This window comes from Ferrovibrio sp. GW821-FHT12E11 (assembly GCF_058806975.1).
This window is the reverse complement of sequence record NZ_JBXAQG010000001.1, coordinates 2,025,942-2,045,357: the sequence shown is the minus strand read 5'-3', so window position 1 is coordinate 2,045,357 and position 19,416 is coordinate 2,025,942. Positions and strand designations below refer to the sequence as shown.

Annotated in this window: 19 protein-coding genes and 1 tRNA gene; 14 read left to right on the top strand and 6 right to left on the bottom strand. The window is 65.5% G+C overall.

Going from position 1 to position 19,416, the window contains the following annotated elements:
* Positions 1-25 precede the first annotated feature (25 nt).
* Positions 26-415, top strand: coding sequence for a hypothetical protein (locus AC1ROT_RS10130; RefSeq protein ID WP_492998799.1), 390 nt, complete (start codon positions 26-28; stop codon positions 413-415).
* A gap of 10 nt (positions 416-425) precedes the next feature.
* Here the strand turns inward: AC1ROT_RS10130 and AC1ROT_RS10125 are convergent, their stop codons facing one another.
* Complete coding sequence (locus tag AC1ROT_RS10125; protein WP_492998798.1) at positions 426-1,637, bottom strand: serine hydrolase domain-containing protein; 1,212 nt, start codon at positions 1,635-1,637, stop codon at positions 426-428.
* 145 nt (positions 1,638-1,782) lie between these two features.
* Positions 1,783-3,279, bottom strand: a complete 1,497-nt coding sequence (locus AC1ROT_RS10120) for a CoA-acylating methylmalonate-semialdehyde dehydrogenase (protein WP_492998796.1) — start codon at positions 3,277-3,279, stop codon at positions 1,783-1,785.
* 129 nt (positions 3,280-3,408) lie between these two features.
* On the opposite strand from AC1ROT_RS10120, the gene AC1ROT_RS10115 reads away from it, so the two are divergent.
* Positions 3,409-4,299 carry a LysR family transcriptional regulator gene (locus tag AC1ROT_RS10115; RefSeq protein ID WP_492972341.1) on the top strand — a complete coding sequence of 297 codons (891 nt, stop codon included), beginning with the start codon at positions 3,409-3,411 and terminating at the stop codon, positions 4,297-4,299.
* Between the two features lie 6 nt (positions 4,300-4,305).
* Here AC1ROT_RS10115 and AC1ROT_RS10110 read toward each other — a convergent pair whose 3' ends face one another.
* Positions 4,306-5,184 carry a MurR/RpiR family transcriptional regulator gene (locus AC1ROT_RS10110; RefSeq protein WP_492972342.1) on the bottom strand — a complete coding sequence of 293 codons (879 nt, stop codon included), beginning with the start codon at positions 5,182-5,184 and terminating at the stop codon, positions 4,306-4,308.
* 182 nt (positions 5,185-5,366) lie between these two features.
* On the opposite strand from AC1ROT_RS10110, the gene AC1ROT_RS10105 reads away from it, so the two are divergent.
* From AC1ROT_RS10105 to AC1ROT_RS10055, 11 genes are all read left to right on the top strand, one after another.
* Positions 5,367-6,656, top strand: coding sequence for an ABC transporter substrate-binding protein (locus AC1ROT_RS10105; RefSeq protein ID WP_492998794.1), 1,290 nt, complete (start codon positions 5,367-5,369; stop codon positions 6,654-6,656).
* Between the two features lie 70 nt (positions 6,657-6,726).
* Positions 6,727-7,647 carry a branched-chain amino acid ABC transporter permease gene (locus AC1ROT_RS10100; RefSeq protein ID WP_492998791.1) on the top strand — a complete coding sequence of 307 codons (921 nt, stop codon included), beginning with the start codon at positions 6,727-6,729 and terminating at the stop codon, positions 7,645-7,647.
* A gap of 4 nt (positions 7,648-7,651) precedes the next feature.
* Positions 7,652-8,680: a branched-chain amino acid ABC transporter permease gene (locus tag AC1ROT_RS10095; RefSeq protein WP_492998789.1), complete on the top strand. Its 1,029-nt coding sequence runs from the start codon at positions 7,652-7,654 to the stop codon at positions 8,678-8,680.
* Entirely contained in the window at positions 8,680-9,423 is a 744-nt protein-coding gene (locus tag AC1ROT_RS10090) for an ABC transporter ATP-binding protein (RefSeq protein ID WP_492998788.1), read from the top strand. Before AC1ROT_RS10095 ends, AC1ROT_RS10090 begins: the two co-directional genes overlap by 1 nt.
* Positions 9,423-10,118, top strand: a complete 696-nt coding sequence (locus tag AC1ROT_RS10085; RefSeq protein ID WP_492972347.1) for an ABC transporter ATP-binding protein — start codon at positions 9,423-9,425, stop codon at positions 10,116-10,118. The genes AC1ROT_RS10090 and AC1ROT_RS10085 overlap by 1 nt, the downstream gene beginning before the upstream one ends.
* A 2-nt stretch (positions 10,119-10,120) precedes the next feature.
* A complete protein-coding gene (locus AC1ROT_RS10080) occupies positions 10,121-10,744 on the top strand; it encodes an ATP-binding cassette domain-containing protein (RefSeq protein WP_492998786.1) in 624 nt (207 codons plus the stop codon).
* Positions 10,741-11,058 carry a cupin domain-containing protein gene (locus tag AC1ROT_RS10075; protein WP_492998784.1) on the top strand — a complete coding sequence of 106 codons (318 nt, stop codon included), beginning with the start codon at positions 10,741-10,743 and terminating at the stop codon, positions 11,056-11,058. The genes AC1ROT_RS10080 and AC1ROT_RS10075 overlap by 4 nt, the downstream gene beginning before the upstream one ends.
* Complete coding sequence (locus tag AC1ROT_RS10070; protein ID WP_492998782.1) at positions 11,051-12,073, top strand: Gfo/Idh/MocA family protein; 1,023 nt, start codon at positions 11,051-11,053, stop codon at positions 12,071-12,073. Before AC1ROT_RS10075 ends, AC1ROT_RS10070 begins: the two co-directional genes overlap by 8 nt.
* Positions 12,070-12,891: an SDR family NAD(P)-dependent oxidoreductase gene (locus AC1ROT_RS10065; protein ID WP_492972351.1), complete on the top strand. Its 822-nt coding sequence runs from the start codon at positions 12,070-12,072 to the stop codon at positions 12,889-12,891. The genes AC1ROT_RS10070 and AC1ROT_RS10065 overlap by 4 nt, the downstream gene beginning before the upstream one ends.
* Positions 12,892-12,922: 31 nt before the next feature.
* Positions 12,923-14,362: an NAD-dependent succinate-semialdehyde dehydrogenase gene (locus AC1ROT_RS10060; RefSeq protein WP_492998780.1), complete on the top strand. Its 1,440-nt coding sequence runs from the start codon at positions 12,923-12,925 to the stop codon at positions 14,360-14,362.
* A gap of 30 nt (positions 14,363-14,392) precedes the next feature.
* Positions 14,393-15,157, top strand: coding sequence for an HpcH/HpaI aldolase family protein (locus AC1ROT_RS10055; protein ID WP_492998778.1), 765 nt, complete (start codon positions 14,393-14,395; stop codon positions 15,155-15,157).
* A gap of 8 nt (positions 15,158-15,165) precedes the next feature.
* Here AC1ROT_RS10055 and AC1ROT_RS10050 read toward each other — a convergent pair.
* Positions 15,166-15,242, bottom strand: a tRNA-Arg gene (locus tag AC1ROT_RS10050).
* 257 nt (positions 15,243-15,499) lie between these two features.
* On the opposite strand from AC1ROT_RS10050, the gene AC1ROT_RS10045 reads away from it, so the two are divergent.
* Positions 15,500-15,994: a hypothetical protein gene (locus AC1ROT_RS10045; protein ID WP_492998776.1), complete on the top strand. Its 495-nt coding sequence runs from the start codon at positions 15,500-15,502 to the stop codon at positions 15,992-15,994.
* 6 nt (positions 15,995-16,000) lie between these two features.
* On the opposite strand, the gene AC1ROT_RS10040 is transcribed toward AC1ROT_RS10045, so the two are convergent.
* Together AC1ROT_RS10040 and AC1ROT_RS10035 are read right to left on the bottom strand one after the other, a co-directional pair.
* On the bottom strand, positions 16,001-18,895 hold the full coding sequence (locus AC1ROT_RS10040) for a helicase-related protein (RefSeq protein ID WP_492998774.1): 2,895 nt from the start codon (positions 18,893-18,895) through the stop codon (positions 16,001-16,003).
* A 4-nt stretch (positions 18,896-18,899) separates the two neighbouring features.
* Complete coding sequence (locus AC1ROT_RS10035; RefSeq protein WP_492972356.1) at positions 18,900-19,352, bottom strand: PaaI family thioesterase; 453 nt, start codon at positions 19,350-19,352, stop codon at positions 18,900-18,902.
* Positions 19,353-19,416: the final 64 nt, after the last annotated feature.

Genomic DNA, 19,416 nt, shown 5'->3' with positions numbered 1-19,416 from the left:
CGCATGGCCGGAAGCGCGAAGGCTTATGTTCTATCGGCTGTTCGGAATCTGCGCGGCTCTTCTGCTGCTGGCGCCGGCGGCGCTCGCCAATATCGAAGCCGGGCACTATCGCGGCAAATTCACCTATCGCGAGCAGACGGTGTCCGTGCTCCTGATCCTGCAGCCGGTGCGGTTTGTTGGCGATCCCGCCGGCCGTATCCGCATGGCGCACTGGGCCTGCGGCTTCGAGCTGCAATATGCCGGCGCCACCGGCCAGCTCAGCAATTATAATTTGCGCGGCACCGGCAGCGGCAACTGTCAGAAGCTTACCCAGGGGTCGATGCGCGTGCATCCGGGCGGTCGCGGCGTGCAGGTCGAACTGTTCACATCCGAGGGCCGGCTGAACCGCAAGATCAGGCTGGCGCGGGCGCAGTAGGACGCAGGCGTCAGCTCTGCTTGGTCGCCGCGTCGAACAGCTCGAACAGCTCGCGCCGCCACGGCCCGTCATGATCGACGGCGGTATGCACCAGCACGGTGCGGCTGCGGCGGTCGATCAGCACCACCTGCCCATGGTGGCCCAGCATCATCATCCATGAACCGTCGGCGCGCGGATGCCAGAAAAAGCATTTGTAGCCGATGCCGCGATCGGCGCTGCCATGTCGCACCTGGCGGTCCTTGTCCGACCAGCTCGAACATTCGGTCAGCCAGGCGGCGCTGACGATCTGGCGCCCGCCGATCTCGCCATTCTGCGCGATCATCTGCGCCAGCCGTGCCCAGTCGCGCAGGCGTGCGGCAAAGCCGATGCAGTTGAACTCCTTGCCCCTGGAATCCGTCATCCAGGTGGCATCGGCCTCGGCGCGCAGCGGTTGCCAGATCTGCTCGGCGCAGAACTGCGCCAGGTTCTTGCCGGTGACACGGCGGATCACCATGCCGATAGTAAGCGGGCAGAGCTCGTTGTAATTGAAGCGGCTGCCGGCCTTCTCGGCGCGCCAGTTCCAGCCACGCACGGCGGTTTCCAGATCGGCGCCCTTGCCGAGGAAGGCCTGCGGATAGAGCGTGGCATTGTCTTTCGCATGCAGGATCTGCGCGCCGCTCGACATATTGGCCAGATCGCGCAGGCTGGTCTGGCCATGCACGGTGCCGGCCAGGCTGTCGACATAGCGGTCGGCGGTATCGTCCAGCGAGGCGATCAGGCCGCGGTCGATGCAGATGCCGAGCAGCAAAGACGTGACCGATTTTGCCATCGACCAGCTGGTGAGGCGCATCTGCGGCTGGCGCGCGAAGCCGTAATATTCCGAGCGGATGACGCCGTCGCGCGCGATCAGCAGCCCGGTGACTGGCCAGCTGCGCAGATAGTCGGCCAGCTTGCGGCCCGAGCCGTAGGTCAGGTCGTCGCGCAGCGAAAGCGCGAGCGGCGCCGGTGTGCCGCCGGCGGCTGCCACCTTGTGCAGCGGGAACAGGCCTTCATAGCCGCCGGAATAATTGCCGACGCGATAGGCCTTATGTTTTTCCCAGTGCGGCGTCTCGCCCGGCGGCCCCCAGCCGGTGGGATAGCCCAGGTCGCCGCCCCAGATATCGGCGGCGCGCGCCGGTTGCACTGGCAGTGCCGGCAGCAGGGCGGCGGCGGCAACACCGGTCAGGAAAGATCGTCGCTGCATGGTCCTGACGGGTGTTGCGAGGAAGCGGCGTCCGCTGAGAGCGGACGTCCCTTCACCAAGGGCTTGAACATCACGGAACGGCAGACCGCCGATGGTTTTTTGTAGTGCGATCCTGGCGTGGCGGCAAGCTGGATTCCGAGCGCGATCACCCCATGGTCGGCATGACGAACTCGGCGCCGGCCCGGATGCCGGTCGGCCAGCGGCTGGTGATGGTCTTCAGGCGCGAATAGAACCGCACGCCCTCCGGGCCATGCATATGCAGGTCGCCGAACAGCGACGATTTCCAGCCGCCGAAGGAATGGAAGGCCATCGGCACCGGGATCGGCACGTTGATGCCGACCATGCCGACCTTGATCTGGTGCGCGAATTCACGGGCGGCGTCGCCGTCGCGGGTGAAGATGGCCGTGCCGTTGCCGTATTCGTGTTCGTTGATCCACTTCGCCGCGGTCTCGTAGCTGTCGGCGCGCACCACGGCCAGAACGGGGCCGAAAATCTCTTCCTTGTAGATCGTCATCTCGGGCGTCACGTGATCGAACAGCGTGCCGCCGATGAAATTGCCCTGCTCATAACCCTGCAGCTTCAGGCCGCGACCATCGACCACCAGCTTTGCACCTTCGGCTTCGCCGGCATCGATATAGCCGCGCACCTTGTCGAGATGCTGGCGCGTGACGAGAGGCCCCATTTCGGCTTCCGCATCGGTGCCGGGGCCGACGCGCAAGGCGCGCACCTTCGGTTCCAGCTTGGCCATCAGCGCATTGGCGGTGGCCTCGCCGACCGGCACGGCGACCGAGATGGCCATGCAGCGTTCGCCGGCCGAGCCATAGGCCGCGCCCATCAGCGCATCAACGGCCTGGTCCATATCGGCATCGGGCATGACGATCATATGGTTCTTGGCGCCGCCCAGTGCCTGGCAGCGCTTGCCGGTGCGCGCGGCGGTTTCGTAGATGTAGCGGGCAATCGGAGTCGAGCCGACGAAGCTGATCGCCTGGATATCGGGATCATGCAGCAGCGCGTCGACCGCCTCCTTGTCGCCCTGCACCACGGTGAACACGCCATCGGGCAGCCCGGCCTCCTTCAGCCACTGGGCCAGCAGCAAGGAGGCCGAGGGGTCGCGTTCCGACGGCTTGAGGATGAAGCAGTTGCCGCAAGCCAGCGCGACCGGGAACATCCACATCGGCACCATGGCCGGGAAGTTGAACGGCGTGATGCCGGCGACCACGCCGAGCGGCTGGCGCAGCGAATAGCTGTCGACCTTGGTGCCGACATTCTCGGTCACTTCGCCCTTCAGCAACTGCGGGGCCGCAGTGGCGAATTCCACCACCTCCATGCCGCGCTGGATCTCGCCCCGGGCATCCGACAGCACCTTGCCATGTTCGGCAGTGATGACGGCGGCGAGTTCGTCCGTGCGCTCTTCCAGGATGCGCAGGAAGCTGTTGAGGATGCGGGCGCGCTTCAGCGGCGTGGTGGCGGCCCAGCCGGGCGCGGCTTCGGTCGCGACCTTGACGGCCGCGCGGACCTCGGCGGCCGAGGCCAGCGCCACTTCACCCGACTGGGTGCCGGTGGCCGGATTGAACACGGCGGCGCTGCGGCCCTGGCCGGGCACCAGGCGGCCGCCGATGAAATGTGAGATCTGTGTGGGCATTGCCGCGCTCCTGAAAGGACTCTGCGAAGGATTTGACCGATGGCCTGAATTGATCCAGCATCAATCAGCGCACAGCAATCTGAAATAGTCATCAACCGGTGTGCGTAAATTGAAGTCAGGACCCAAGGCATGGATTGGGATCATCTCAGGGTCTTTCTGGCCATTGCCCGCGAGGGCCAGTTGCTGGCGGCGGCCCGGAAACTCGGCCTGAATCACGCCACTGTCTCGCGGCGGCTGGATGCACTGGAGGAATCGCTGGGCTCGCAGCTGTTCATCCGGCGGCCCGCCGGCTCGACCCTGACGACGGCGGGCGAGCGGCTGATGGATGTCGCCGAGCGTCTGGAAACCGAGGTGCTGGGCATCGCGGAAGAGCTGCGCGCCGTGGAGGCCGAAGTCACCGGCACCGTGCGCATCGGTGCGCCCGACGGTCTGGGCAACTGTTTCCTGGCGGAAGAACTCGGCGCCCTGGTTGCCCTGCATCCGGGCCTGACCATTGAGCTGGTGCCGATGCCGCGCATCTTTTCGCTGACGCGGCGCGAGGCGGATCTGGCCATCGTTCTCGACCAGCCGGCGGCCGGCCGTCTCGTGGTCTCCCGCCTCACGGATTATTCGCTCAGCCTCTATGCCGCGCGCGCCTATCTGAAGCGGGAAGGCACGCCGAAAAATGCCGAAGCCCTGGCCGGGCATGTGCTGGTCACCGGCGTGGAGGACATGGCTTATTCATCGGCGCTGGATTACGGCGCGCTGCTGGAACGCACGCCCGGGCGGAAATTCCGCTGCGCCAGCGTGGTCGGGCAGCTGGAAGCGGTGAAGGCCGGAACCGGCATCGGCATCCTGCATGATTTCGCGGTACCTAAAGACAGCGGCCTGATGCGCATCCTGCCAACGGTCACATACCGGCGGAGCTATTATCTGCTGAGCCATCCCGAGGCCACATCCGTGCGCCGCATCGCCACCTGCCGCGATTTTTTGGCCAAGCGATTCCGCGAGGAACGGCGGCGTTTTCTGCCTGCCGGCTGATTTCGTTTAATCGGCCTTGGGTGTCCAGTTCAGGGCGGTGATCAGCGTCTGCACCAGACCGATGGCGCCGGAGATCGGCTGGAAGGCCGAGGCCGCGCCGGCATCGACATAGAGCTGCAGATGCGAATTGCTGGCCAGCGGGCTGGCGGGGCCGTCGGTGACGACCAGCACTTTGCGGCCGCTGACATAGGCATCAAGCACGATATCGACCACCGGCCGTGAATAGGGCGGGAAGGCGATGGCGACCAGAACATCATCGGCGCCGATGGTGGCGATCTGTGGCCCGGCCATGCCGCCGGCGAAATCGAGCAGGCTGCTGGCGCGTTCGGAGCGCGTGAGTGCGTAAGCGAGATAGGCGGCGATCGGCCGCGAGCGGCGCAGGCCGGCGATATAGACATGCCGGGCCTGGCGCAGCATCTCGACCGCTTTGCTGAGGCTCTCGATATCGCAATGGGTCAGCAGATCGTTCAGCGCCGCCACGTGCGCAAAGACGCAGGTCTGCAGCAGGTCATGCACATTCAGCGGTCCGGGGCGCGCGGTCTCCTCGGAATAGACGCGTTCGCGCACCGTCGGTTCGCCCTCGATCAGGCGCTGCCGGAACACGCGCTGCAGATCGGAGAATCCGGAATAGCCGAATTCCTTGGCGAAGCGGATCAGGGTCGAGGGCTGGATTTCCAGATCGGCGGCGATGGTCGCGGTGGTGTTGAGCGCGAAGCCGTTCGGCTCTTCCAAAGACGCCCGGGCGATCCGCTGCAGATGTGGGCTGAGGGTGGCGAAGCGGTCGCGAATGCGCTGGCGCAGGCCGTCAAAGGTCTCGACGCTGGCCGACGCTGCCAGATCGTCGATGGAAATCGGGGGCGTTTTAGAAGCCGACTGATCGCTCATGTCCTAGCCTTTACAGCATTTTAGCCGGGAATTCCATCATTGAACGGAATATTCAATCCTATAGAAAAAATATTCATTGACGTGAATTGAATTTTTATTCAGTTTCTCTGAACCGGCGTTCGATCATCGAACAGCGACCGCCGTCAGGCCCGAAAAGAGTGCCATCCAGGGAAGGAACCACCATGTCTCAATTCAAGATTAGCCGTCGTCGTCTGCTGACTTCGGCCGCGGGCGCCGCCGGCGGCGCGGCCTTCATGGGCCCGTGGACGCATAACCGCGTCTATGCGCAGGGTGCGGCCAAGCCGATCCGCATCGGCATCACATCGGATGCCAGCGGCCAGTATGCCAATTCCGGCGCCGAAGACCGCCGCGGCATGATGATGGCCATCGCCGAAGCCAACGCCAGGGGCGGCGTGCTCGGCCGCAAGATCGAAACCTTCCATCTCGATACCGAGACCACACCGGCCACCGGCAGCCGCGTCGCCGAGCGCATGATCACCCGTGAGAATTGCGGCTTCCTGATCGGCGCCATCCATTCCGGCGTCGCCAACGCAATCAGCCAGGTGGCGCAGAAATACGGCGTCATCTACATCAACACCAACTCCAGCGCGCCGTCGGAAGCCGGGCAGAACTGTCACCGCGTCAAATTCGTCTTCGACGCCAACGGCACCAACTTCGCCAAGGCGGCGGTGCAGGCCTCCGTCGAGAAGTTCGGCAAGAGGTGGGTGCTGCTAACCAACGACTACGTCTGGGGCCATTCCACATCCGCCGCCACCAAGGCGCTGCTCAAGCAGTTTGGCGGCGAAATGGTCGAGGAAATCCTGGTGCCGCAGGGCACCCGCGATTTCTCCTCGCAACTGCTGAAGATCCAGCAGCTCAAGCCGGGCGCGGTTGCCGCGGCGATCGGCGGCGACGACCAGAAGGCGATGCGCCAGCAGATCGCGCAGCTCGGCATGGGCGACAAGACCGCCTGGATCAATAACCAGCAGGACTGGCCGGACGTCTACGGCCTGCCGCTCGACAACCTGTTCGGCGTGTTCGGCACCACCTGGTACTACAATCTCGATCTGCCCGGCGTGGCCGAGTTCGTGCAGCGCTACAAGACCATGTTCCCGGATACGTCGATCAAGGTGCCCGGCAACGTGTTCTACAACGGCTACTGGTCGGTGCGCGAACTGCTTGGCGCCATCGAACGCGCCGGCTCCACCAACAACATCAAGGTTATCAAGGCGCTGGAAGGTCACAAGATGTCGGCGCGTGACCGCATGCAGCACCACGATGCCTGGATCGATCCGGTGACGCACCAGGTGCAGCAGTCCATCTATCTGGCCACGGCCAATGTCGGCACCAAGGATTCGGACGACATGTTCAAGATCCTCGGCAACACCTCGCCGCAGGAAGCGATGGATGCGGATGCGAGCGGTGCCTGCAAGCTGGAATCCTACGAGTCCACGCCGAGCTTCGACGCGTAACCCTGAAACTGCGGGCGGCCGTCATGCGGCTGCCCGCTCTTTTCCTGTCCCTGTCGAAACGCTGATTCACATGACCAGTCTTGTTCCGCATCTCGTCAACGGGCTCACGCTGGGCCTGCTGTTCGCCCTGATTGCCCTGGGTTTCACGTTGATTGTTGGCGTGATGGAGGTGATTAACCTCGCCCATGGCTCGCTCTTCACCCTCGGCGCCTACCTGGCGCTTTCGACCATTGGCGCCGGCTGGTTTGCCGGCACGCCATTCGGCATCTGGTGGCTCGAACTACCGATGGCCAGCCGTTATTTCATCGGCCTCGCATTGGGGCCGGTGCTGGCCGGCGTCGCAGGCATGCTGCTCGAACTCTGTCTGCGTCCGACCTATGGCAAGGCGCCGCTCTATGGCCTGCTGCTCACCTTTGGCGCCGCCATTGTCGTCGAAGAGGCGATCCGGCTGGTCTGGGGCACCGGCGAGCAGAGCATGCCAGTCCCGCAGATGATCAGCGGCGCCTTCCTGATGGGCGGGCTGATTTTCTCGACCTACAAGTTCTATGCCGCCGGCTTTGCCATTGTCGCCATCCTGCTGGTCTGGCTCTTCCTCGAGCGCACGCCCTATGGCGCGATCATCAAGGCGGGCGCGCATGATAGCGAGATGGTACGGGCGCTCGGCTACGATCTTGCCCGCCTGCGCCTGATCGTGTTCGGTTTCGGCTCGGCGCTGGCCGGCATCGCCGGCATGGTGATGGCGCCGATCTGGGGCCTGCGCCCGCATCTGGGCATCGATGTCGTCATTCCGGCCTTCCTCATCATCGTGATCGGCGGTGTCGGCAGCTTCTGGGGCGCCGTCGCCGCCGCCATCCTAGTGGGCATGGCCACCGGCATCACCGGCGCCTATGCGCCCGCCTGGTCGCTGATGTCGATGTATATCCTGCTGATCGCGATTGTCGGATTCCGCGCCCGCGGCCTGCTGGGACGCCAGAGTGCGCTGGAGAATTGAATCGATGATCACGCTTTCCGATATCCCGGCCCGCGGCGGCACGCCCTTCACGCTGCCGATGGGACTCTTCCTCGCGATCCTGGCGACGGCGCCGTTCTGGCTGCAGTGGGTTGGCCTCTACCAGTATCTCGGCGTCGAGATCGCAATCTGGATCCTCTTCGCCATGGGCTTCAACCTGCTGTTCGGCTATACCGGCCTGCACTCCTTCGGCCATGGCGCCTATCTCGGCATCGGCGCCTATGGCTTCGGCCTGTTCCAGCATGGCGTGGCGGTCAGCCTGTGGGGCGGCCTGCTGGCAGCCATCCTCGCGGCCACCGTTGCCGGCGCCGTCGTCGGCGCCTTCCTGTCGCATCGCCGCGGCATCTATTACGCGCTGCTCACCATCGGCTTCGGCCAGGTCTTCTGGTTCACCGCCATGAAGCTGCACTGGCTCACCGGCGGCGAGGACGGCCTGCTGAATATTCCGCGGCCCGATCTCGTCATCGGTCCGTGGCGCGTCAACCTGAACGACAATGCGGCCTTCTACTGGTTCGTAGCCGCCATCATGGCAGTGGCGGTGCTGCTGATGTGGCGGGTCGTCAACGCGCCCGTCGGCCGCATCCTGCAGGCGATCCGGCAGAATGAAACCCGCGCGCGGTTCGTCGGTTATGACGTCTGGCGCTGGAAATGGCTGGCCTTCACCGTGTCGGCGGCGTTTGCCGGTCTGGCCGGCGGGCTGTTCGCCATGGCGCAGCAGAGCGCCTATCCCGATGTGATGAGCCTGCATCAGTCCGGCATCATCGTGATGATGGTGCTGGTCGGCGGCGGCCTGGTCAGCTTCTGGGGTCCGGTGCTGGGGGTCATCCTCTATTTCATCGCCCGCGATGTGCTGGGCGGCCTGACCGAGGCCTGGCTGCTCTGGTACGGCCTGATCTTCGTCGTCATGGTCATGGTGCGGCCGGAAGGTCTGGCCGGGCTGATCCACGGCATGGCACAGCGGTCGCCGCCGCCGTCACCGTCTGCTGCGCCTGCCGTCAGGCCGGAGGCAGTGTGATGGCGCTGTTTCAGGCTCAGGGCATCCAGAAGCGCTTCGGCGCCCGCGTGGTGCTGGAGAATATCGCGCTGTCGATCGAAGCCGGCACTGTGCATGGCATCATGGGCCCCAATGGCGCCGGCAAGACCACCTGCTTCCATGTCCTCACCGGGCATCATGCGCCCGATGCTGGCCGCATTATCTTCGATGGCAAGGACATCACCGGGCTCAAGCCGCATATGATTGCGCGTCTGGGCATCTCGCGCTCGTTCCAGTTGATGAACCTGTTCGACGACGCGGTGGTCATCGAGAATGTGATGCTGGCGCTGCCGGCCTTCCGCGCCATCGGCAGCAGTCCGTTCCGCGCCACGTTTAACGACAGCAAACTGACCAAGGCGGCGCTGGCTGTGCTGGATCAGGTCGGCCTTGCGGATCGCGCCTGGAACAAGTCGAAGGATCTGAGCTACGGCGAGCGGCGCGCCCTGGAAATCGCCGTCGCGCTCGCTGCCGAACCGCGCATCCTGTTTCTCGACGAGCCGACGGCCGGTCTCGGCGCCAAGGGCACGCAGGCCCTGGCGCAGCTGATCCGCCAGCTCCGCCGGCAGTACACCATCTGCCTGATCGAGCATGACATGCGCTTCCTGTTCGACCTGGCCGACCGCATTTCGGTCATCCATTGGGGCCAGGTGATTGCCGAGGGCACGCCGGCCGCGCTCAAGGCCAACAAATGGGTGGCGCGGTCGGCGCTGGGGGCGGTTGCCTGATGCTCAGCGTATCCGGAATTGAAACCTTCTATGGCGAGACGCAGGCGCTGTTCGGTGTGTCGCTCGATATCGGCCCGGGCGAGGTTGTCGCCCTGCTCGGTCCGAATGGCGCGGGCAAGACCACGACGATCCGCTCCATCCTCGGCCTGTCGCCGCCGCGGCGCGGACAGATCCGCTTCGACGATCGCGACATCACCCATATGCCAACCCACCGCATCTCGCGCCTGGGGATTTCATGGGTACCGGATGACCGTCGCGTCTTCCCGACCCTGACCGGTGCGCGCAACCTGCGTCTGGGCACGCGCCGCACCCGCTTCCGGTCGTGGTGTCAGGACGAGATGTTCGGAATCTTCTCGGCGCTGGAGCACCTGATGCGCCGCGAATGCGAAAACATGTCGGGCGGCGAGCTGCAAATGGTGGCGATCTCGCGGGCGCTGCTGGCCTCGCCCGGCCTGGTGCTGTTCGACGAGCCCAGCCAGGGCCTGGCGCCCAACATCGTGCAGGGCGTGATGCGCACCATCCGGCGGCTGCGGGATGAGGGCATCGCCGTGCTAGTGGTCGAACAGAATGCGCTGGCGGCCCTAGAAGTCTCGGACCGCACCTATGTGATGGATCGCGGCCGCATCGAATATGAGGGCCGGGCCCAGGATCTGCTGGACAATCCGGTCCTGCGCCAGCGCCTGATCGGAGTGTGAGCATGACCGCGATGCTGGATGTCAAAGCGCTGGAGAAAGTCTATCGCCGCGGCCGGTTCGACCGCACGCCGACCTTCCGGCTGACGGCCGATTTCACCATCGAACGCCCGTCCATCGTCGGCATGATGGGGCCGAACGGCTCGGGCAAGACCACGCTGTTCGAGCTGGTGACCGGATCGAATACGCCGACGGCGGGCGAGGTGCAGGTGATGGGCCGCAACATCCATCGCGTCCGCACCGACCAGCGCGACCGCCTCGCCATCCATTATCACCAGTCCTATCAGGTCCGTCATTTCCGGTCCTGGACGCCGAATACGCTGCTCGAACCCGCCGGGTCCGACTACCCGATGGTGCATCTGTTCGACGAGCCGCAGTTCAACACGCAGGATGGCTATATCGGTTTCATGCTCGATTTCTTCCGGCGCCTGCGCGCGGAAGGCCGGCTGGTTTTTCTCTGCGTCCATCCGAACGAGAAATTCCATCTCGAGATTCTGCAGGAAATCTGCGAGCAGTTCATTTTCGTGCAGAAGGGCGCGGTGACCTGCGTGCCGGACTACGACGCGCTGCTGGCCTTCGAGTCGGCGCGCGCCTATCTGGGCGGCCTGCTGACGGATCGCGCCGCGTGAGTAGGTTCCAGTCAGAGGCTTATGACGTCCCGGTTTCCCCAGACGCCATCCGTGCGGATTTCCCGGGCTTCACCTTCGATACCTATGTCGATCCGCCCGGGCAGGTCTGGGCGGATTTCGTGCACCAAAGCGATGAATTCGTGGTCGTCGCCGCAGGGCGTGTCGAGATCGAAGTGGGCACCGAGCGCAGTCTGTGCAAGGCCGGCGACCTGGTGCGGATTCCCGCCGGCATGCGCCATACGCTGCGCACCACAAACGATTCAGGCAGTGTCTGGCATTACGGATATGGAACCTTCGGACCGCGTCATGGCTGATCCCGTCATGACCGAGCGTAAATTGCGCGTTGCGCTGATCGGCTGCGGCCTGATCAGCCTGTATCACCTGCGCGCCTGGGCAGCCGCCGGCGCCGCGATCGTGGCGGTCTGCGACACCGACCGCTCGAAGGCGGAAGCGCGCGCGCTGGAATTCGGCGTGTCGCGGGTCTACAGCAATGCTATCGACATGTTTGCCCATGGCGGCTTCGATATCGTGGATATTGCGGCATCGGTTGGCGCGCATGCTCCGATGGCGCGGCTGGCCGCCAATTTCGGCATCCATATCATGGTGCAGAAGCCGATGTGCGCGACGGTGGCCGAGGCCCGGGACCTGGTCGCGGATGTCGGCGACCGCGTGCGCTTCATGGTGCATGAGAATTACCGGTTCCGGCCGCATTACATGACCGTGCGGCGCTGGATTGACGGCGGCCGCATCGGAAAAATCCGTCACGTGGCCATCTCCTGTCGCGGCTCCGGGCTGTGCGAACGCGAGGGCACGGTGCCGTTCCTGATCGAGCGGCAGCCATATCTGAAAGGATTCGCGCGCAATCTCGTCTTCGAGACCATGATCCATCATCTCGATGTTTTGCTCTGCCTGGTCGGGCCGCTGCAGGTGGTCGCCGCGCGGCTGGGACGTCTGGGCAGCGGCCTGCCCGGCGAGGATACGGCCGCCATTCTGATGGAAGGCGAGGACGGTCTGATCGCCACCGCCGATGGCAGTCTCTGCGCGCCCGGTTATCCGCCGTTGCATGGCGACCGGCTCGAGGTTATCGGCACCACAGGCACCATCGTGATGGAGCTGAACCGCATCTTCATCGTCGGCCGTGAAGCGGAAACCCTCGAGGAGGTCGACCTGCTCGGCCGCTACCAGGAATGCTTCGATACGGCCATCCGGTCCTTCATGACGGGCCTCAGCGATGGAACGCCGTTTGAAACCGACCGGCTCGGCAACCTGAAGACGCTGGAGCTGATGGAAAGTGTTTACCGTGCCGCCGGCGTGGAGATCGACCCATGAATGTTCAAACCGAAAGCCTCACCCCGGTGATCGATCTGGGGCAGGTCGACAGCCTGTTCAGCATCCGCGGTCTGCGCACCTTCATTCCCGGCGGATATGGCGCCATCGGTGAAGCCATCGCGGTTGCCATGGCCCGGCTGGGCGCCGAGATCTGCGTCGCCGGGCCCAGCCTGGACAAGGCCGAGGCGCTGGCGGAACGGGTTGTCTCCACCGGCGGCAAGGCTCATGGCATCGCCCTGGATGCCCGGAGGGAGCAGTCCATCTTCGCCGCCACCGCGGAGGCGATAGAGCGGATGGGTGGTGTGGACGTCCTGGTCAACTGCGTCGGCATCCAGCGCGAACAGGCCATCCTCGACGTCACGCCGGAGACCTTCGACGAGGTCTATGCGACCAATCTGCGCTCGGCGATGTTCCTGGGCCAGGCGGTGGCGCGCGACCAGATTGCGCGCGGCCGGGGCGGACGCCAGATCCATCTCCTGTCCGTCCGCTCGCAGCTGGCCCTGCGCGGGCGCGGCTATTCCGCCTACTGCGCCACCAAGGGCGCGCTGGTCATGCTGGTGAAGCAGCATGCGATGGAACTGGCACCGCATAACATCACGGTCAACGGCGTTGCGCCCACCTTCATCCAGTCGGACCGCATCCGGCCGCATCTCGATCGGCCGGCCTTCAAGAATTTCATCCTGGAACGCAATCCGCTCGGCCGCATCGGCGAACCCATCGAGGTCGTCGGCCAGGTCATCACCTTCGCCGCCGCGGCCGGCAGCTACATGACCGGCCAGGTCGTCTACATCGATGGCGGCGTGACCGCGTCGCAGTGAAAACCACACAGACTCCAAGAGGACCTACAGCATGACCGTGGACCAGCCCTGTGCGCTGATTGGTGGCGCATTCCGCAGCAAGACCCAGACTGAATCGCTGCCGGTGATCGATCCCTGCACCGAAGAGGTGCTGTGGCTGCAGCCGGCCTGCGGCCCGGCCGAAGTGGCCGAGGCGCTGGGCCATGCCCGGGCGGCCCTGCCGGTCTGGTCGGCGGTGCATGGCTGGGAGCGCGGCAAGATTTTGCGGCGCATTGCGCGCGAGATGGAAGCACGCAAAGGTGCCATCGCGCGTGCGCTGTCGATGGAGATTGGCCGGCCGATTGCGCAGTCCGAGGGCGAGGTCAACGCGGCCATCGAGCAGTTCGACTGGTTCGCCGGCGAAGCCGAGCGCCTGTTCGGCGAGACGATCCGCTCGCGCCAGGGCGGCCGCCTGATCGTGACGCATGAGCCGGTCGGCATCGTGGCGGCCTTCTCGGCCTGGAATTTCCCGGTCAACCTGCCGGCGCGCAAGATCGCTCCGGCGCTGGCCGCCGGTTGCCCCGTCATCGTGCGGCCGTCCGAACAGGTGCCGATGACCACCACGCTGATCGCCGAGGCCTGCGTGGCGGCCGGCGTGCCTGCCGGCGTCGTGCAGGTTTTGACCGGCCGCGCCAACGATATCGTGCCGAGCCTGATGCAGGCCGAAGAGGTCCGCAAGATTTCGCTAACCGGATCGACCCCGGTCGGCAAGATGCTGCTGGCCCAGGCGGCCGAAACCGTCAAGCGCTGCTCGATGGAGCTCGGCGGCCATTCGGCGGTGGTGGTCTGCGCCGATGCGGATGTGGAAGCTGCCGCGGTGCAATGCGCCACCTTCAAGTTCCGCAATGCCGGCCAGGTCTGCATCGCGCCGAACCGCTTCTATGTCGAAGAGTCGGTCATCGACCGCTTCCTCGACAGGATGGTGACGGAAGCCAAAGCCCTGAAGGTGGGCGACAGCCGCGATCCGGCCACCACCATGGGGCCGCTCACGCTGGCCTCGGGCCGCAACAAGGTCGAGGGTCTGATCGCCGATGCGGTCCAGCGCGGCGCGAAAATCCGCAGCGGCGGCCGCCGGCCGGAAGGCCGCAACAAGGGCTTCTTCCTCGAGCCGACGGTGCTGTCCGATGTACCCGACGATGCCCGCATCATGATCGAGGAACCCTTCGGCCCGGTGGCGCCGGTCGCGACGTTCACGTCCCTCGACGATGCGATCACGCGCGCCAACAGCACGCCCTATGGCCTGGCGGCCTATGCCTTTACCGGCAGTTCGGCCAAGGCCGAAAAGCTCTCGGCCGGCTTGCGCGCCGGCATGGTCGGGATCAATTCCTTCCTGATCGCGCATGCCGAAACGCCGTTCGGCGGCGTCGATCATTCCGGTATGGGCCGCGAGGGCGGGCGTCAGGCGATCCAGGATTACCAGAACATCAAGCTCACCAACATGACCTGGGCCTGAGGACAGGGGCCTGAAAACGGGGACCTGAGCATGACCTTCGCTCATCGGCTACGCCAGGCCCGTGCCGGCGCAGCCGTCCTGAACGGCTGGATCGCGCTGCCCTCGCCATTGGCGGCGGAAGCCCTGATGCAGGGCGGCTGGGACAGCGTCACCATCGACATGCAGCATGGCACGGCGGAGTATGCCGATCTTCTGGCGCTGCTGCCGATCATCGAAAAGGCCGGCGCGGCCGCACTGGTGCGCGCGCCCTGGCTGGATGAGGCCGCCATCATGCGCGCGCTTGATGCCGGCGCGCGCGGCATCATCGCGCCGATGATCGAAACGGCTGCCGATGCGCGCCGGCTGGTGGCAGCCTGCCTGTATCCGCCGCTGGGTGCGCGCAGCTTCGGGCCGATCCGCGCGCGTCTGGCGCTGGCCGAGGCCTATGCCGATACCACGCGCGCCAATGCGGAGATCGTGCCGTTTGCGATGATCGAGACGCGCGCCGCTGTCGACAATCTCGATGCGATCATCGCCGTGCCCGGTCTGGGCGGGCTTTATATCGGTCCGGCCGATCTGGCGCTTAGCCACGGCTACACGCCGGGCTTCGACCGCGAGGAACCAGAGATGCTGGCGCTGCTCGATCATATTCTGGCGCGCTGCACCGCTGCCGGATTGCCCTGCGGCCTGCATTGCGGCGCGCCGGCCTATGCCGCGCGCATGGCGGCAAAAGGCTTTGCGCTGCTGACGGTCGGATCGGATGCACGGTTTCTGGAAGCCGGCGCGCGGGCTGCGACGGCAGCCTTCCGCGCCTGAACTGAAGTTGGCGTCCCCGGAGAGATTCGAACTCCCGACCCGCTGCTTAGGACGCAGCCGCTCTATCCAGCTGAGCTACGGAGACGCACGGCGGCGAAAATAGTCGCCCCGCCGGCCTGCCGCAACCCGCCGCCGCATACGGACGGCATCATCCTGCGGGAATTCAACGGCTTTCGGATGGTCCGCCTGCGGTTTCGGCAGTTGTGACAAGTATCACAGGCCGCCGGCCATATCTGAAAAGTAACTGCGTGCGACGGGCTGCCCGGTGGCAGGGTGGGTTTGCCGGTTCCTCCCAGCAGGCCTCCCCAGCCTTCGGATCGCCGGCAGCCAGGAGCCGCCGTGATGTCGTCGTCCTTCACCGAACTCTCCCGCCAGAATCTGCGCGATGGCGTGAATTTCCTCTCCGCCGCGACGCTGACGCCCGCCATGGGCAGCGGCGCCGGCATGCTGGAAGACTGGATCGCCGCCATCGAGAATGCCTATCACGGCCTGCTCTGCCTGATCGCCGCCCAGGCCAACCTGCATGCCATCGCCCCGATGCTGCCCACCGATGCCCAGCGCATCAGCGAGGCGCGCGGCATCGGCATGCATATTCGCGACGTGCTCGGGCCCTTCTCGATGGGCCATCGCTGCCCGCTCGACCATATGCCGGTCTCCGAGCGTCTGGAATTCACCGCGCTGATCCTGCTCGAACTGCAGGCCGTGCAGGCCGATCTGGTCGAGCAGCAGCGCGACTGGGTGATCGACGCCGTGGCGATGAGCGAGCTGGAGGCGGCGATCAACCGCTTGCTGCGCGCGCTCGGCCAGTGCGAAAAGCGCGCCCAGCTCAAACTCTGAAAATCGTCAGCGCCGGTCCTGCTGCTGCTTCAGCTTGAGTAGAGCGGCAAAGGGTGAATCCGCCATCTTGGCCTCGTCCTCGCGGCGCTTCTCGTCCTCGCGCTTGCGCTTTTCCACGATGGCCTTGTGCGAGCGCAGATACAGCGTCACATCGGTTTTGGTTTCCGAATCGCGCACCCTGATGGTCTTGTAGCCCAGCGCGAACAGCAGGCGGTCCAGCTCCTCGGGGCCACAGCCGGCCAGGTTCATCCAGGCGGTATCGACCTGGAAGCTGCCCGGCGGACCCAGCGGTTTTTTCCGCTTCGGCGCATCTCTCGGTACATCCTTGGGCGCGGCATCCGCATGCAGCACCGGCGCCGGGGCTTCGGCCATGGCTTCCATCGGCTGCCCGATCCGCTCGCCGATCGGTTCCGGGCCGGCGGCGACCTCGATCGCGTCATCAGCCACGGCTTCCGCCAGCGCCGCTTCCACGGCGGCCAGTTCCGTTGCCGCCAATTCGTTTTCCGCAGCCTCTGTCTCTGCTGCCGCCGCGGGCGCGGCATCCGGCTTCGGCGTCTCGCGTTTTGCCGCCTTGTCCTGCTTCAGCGCCTGGCGGGCCGCATGTTCGGCCTGGCGTGCGCCTTCGCCGATGCGCTGCACGACATCCAGGCGGAAGGCCTGGCGGCCGGCGCGCAGGAAACCGGCGGCGAGCCACCAGCGGTCGTCGCGCCATTCCAGAACGGGGAGCGAGGTCAGGCCCGGCGTCGGCGGCGCTTCCGGCTCCTTGCCATTATAGACGGCCCAGAGCAGCGTCTTCAGCTGGGTCGGCTTGGGCTTGAGCAGCTTGGGCACCAGGATATGGGTCTCGCCGAAGCTCACCCCCATCTTGCGCAGCGGATGCCGTTCGGCCTGGCCCATATGGCGCACCAGGTCGGCCACATCGTCGCGTTTCACGGTGCCCAGATCCATCGCCAGCTGGAAGGCGACGCCGCGCGCCGTACCCTTCAGCTCGGCGTCGCGCAGGCGATAGAGATCGCCCAGATGCTGGTGCAGATGCCGCTTCAGCCAGCTCTGCAATTTCTCGTCCACCGCCTTGCGGGTGTCCGCCGGCAGCTGCTCGTCGGCCAGCAGGGTCAGCTTGGGCTCCAGCATCTCGGCGCCCTTGGCCAGGATGGCGAGCGTCACGCTCCCCTTCTCCGGCGTGGTCAGCATGATGCCGCCTTCGGGCGACAGCGCGAAGCTGCTATCTTCCAGCGCCAGCATGGCCTGGGCGCGCTCGTTCAGCGCCGGACCCAGCACCCGCAGCGCCGCTGAACGCAGGATGCGCCGCTGTTCCACGCTGTCATGGCCCACCGGGCGGAAGCGCAGACCGCGCAGATGGCCGATGATCTCGCCATCCACGGTCAGCGCGTCGTCTTCGCCCAGCTTGACGTCCAGGAGAGAGATATCTTCGGCCAGACCGCGCGTCAGCACGCTGGTGCGACGGTCGACGAAGCGTTCGGTCAGCCGCTCGTGCAGCGCATCAGACAGGTTGTCCTCGATGGCGCGCGTCTTCGCCTGCCAGCTCTGCGCATCTTCCATCCAGCCGCCGCCCGAATGACCTCCTCTGTGGGTCACGGTCGTCCAGGTGCGGATATGCGCCAGCCGCTGCGACAGTGTGTCGATATCGCCGTCGGTGCGGTCGATGTTGCGCAGCTGACCGGCCACCCAGTCGCTTGGCAGCTTGCCGTGGTTGTCCACCAGATGCACATAGAGCTGGCTCAGCAGGCGGGCATGGCTGTCCGACAGGTCCTTGGTGAAATCGGGAATGGCGCAGACCTGCCACAGCAGTTCCACGCGCTCCTTCGAGGTCGCACGCTCAATGATCGCGGCGTCCGCCTTCAGGGCCTGCAGGCTCAGCAGGTCGTCGGCATCGCGGCCGCGCGTCAGGCCCTCGCGCGGCGGCGGCAGATCCAATGTTCTGATCAGGCTGTCAACAGACCGGAAATCCAGATCGCTGTTGCGCCAGCGCGCCGCCACCACCGGCTCGAAACGGTGATTCTCGATCCGCTCGATCAGGTCGGGTTCCAGCGGGGCGCAGTTGGCCGTGGTGCCAAACGTGCCGTTGCGCAGATGACGACCGGCGCGGCCGGCGATCTGGCCGATCTCGGCCGGCGTCAGCGGGCGCATCCCTATGCCATCGAATTTCGTCAACTCAGCGAAGGCCATATGTTCGATATCGAGATTGAGGCCCATGCCGATGGCATCGGTGGCCACCATCACATCGACATCGCGGTTCTGGAACAGCTCGACCTGGGCGTTGCGGGCGCGGGGCGACAGCGCGCCGAGAACGACGGCGGCACCGCCGCGCTGGCGCTTCACCTGTTCGGCGATGGCATAGACGTCGGCGGCCGAGAAAGCGACGATGGCGGAGCGCTTGGGGAGTCGCGACAGCTTCTTGGCACCAGCGTAGGTCAATTGGGAAAGCCGCGGCCGCGCCACGAATTCGGCCTTCGGCACCAGGCGGCGGATCAGACCCCGCATGGTATCGGAGCCTAAGAACATCGTCTCTTCGGTGCCGCGTGCATGCAGCAGGCGGTCGGTGAAGACATGGCCGCGCTCGGCATCCTGCGCCAGCTGCACTTCGTCGACGGCCAGGAAGTCGTATGTCCGGTCCAGCGGCATGGCTTCCACGGTGCAGACGAACCAGGTGGCGCCGCGCGGGATGATCTTCTCCTCGCCGGTGACCAGCGCCACATGACGGTCGCCCTTGATCTTGACGGCCCGGTCATAAATCTCTCGCGCCAGCAGCCGCAGCGGCAAACCGATGATGCCGCTGCGATGGCTGAGCAGCCGCTCCACGGCCAGATGCGTCTTGCCGGTATTGGTCGGCCCCAGCACGCAGAGGATGCGGCCCTTTTCGGCGGTCTTGAGATCGGTCACGGCTTCAACTCGCCTTATTCTGAATGGTTTTGGTGATGCGGGCTGTCGTGCACAGCTGCTCGTCCACGGTTGCCGCGACCTCGCAGAAGGCCACGCTGCGACCGCGTTTGAGCATGGTGCCGGTCATGATCACGCGCTCGCCGGCCTGTACGGAACGGATATGCTGCACATGAATATCCACGGTCATCGCGGTTTCATCTTCGCGCATATGACCCAGCATGGCGAGCAGCGCCGGCGGTTCCAGCAGGCCGTTCAGCACGCCGCCATGCACATATTTGCCGAAAACCAGCATATCGCCCTGGGCAGTGAAGCCCACTTCGGTCCGCCCGGGCGCAAGGCTCAGCAGGTCCAGTCCGGCCCAGCGGTGGAAGGCGGTCTGGCCGATCAGGTTTTCGGCAAAGGGCCTGACCCAGCCGGCAAGGCTAGGGTCGAAAACGGGCCCGGGGCGGGCGAACATGGACGGAGGCTCCGGTTGTGGCCGTCAGTATACTGTCGGCCTGCGCAGGGGTGCAACGCCGCCC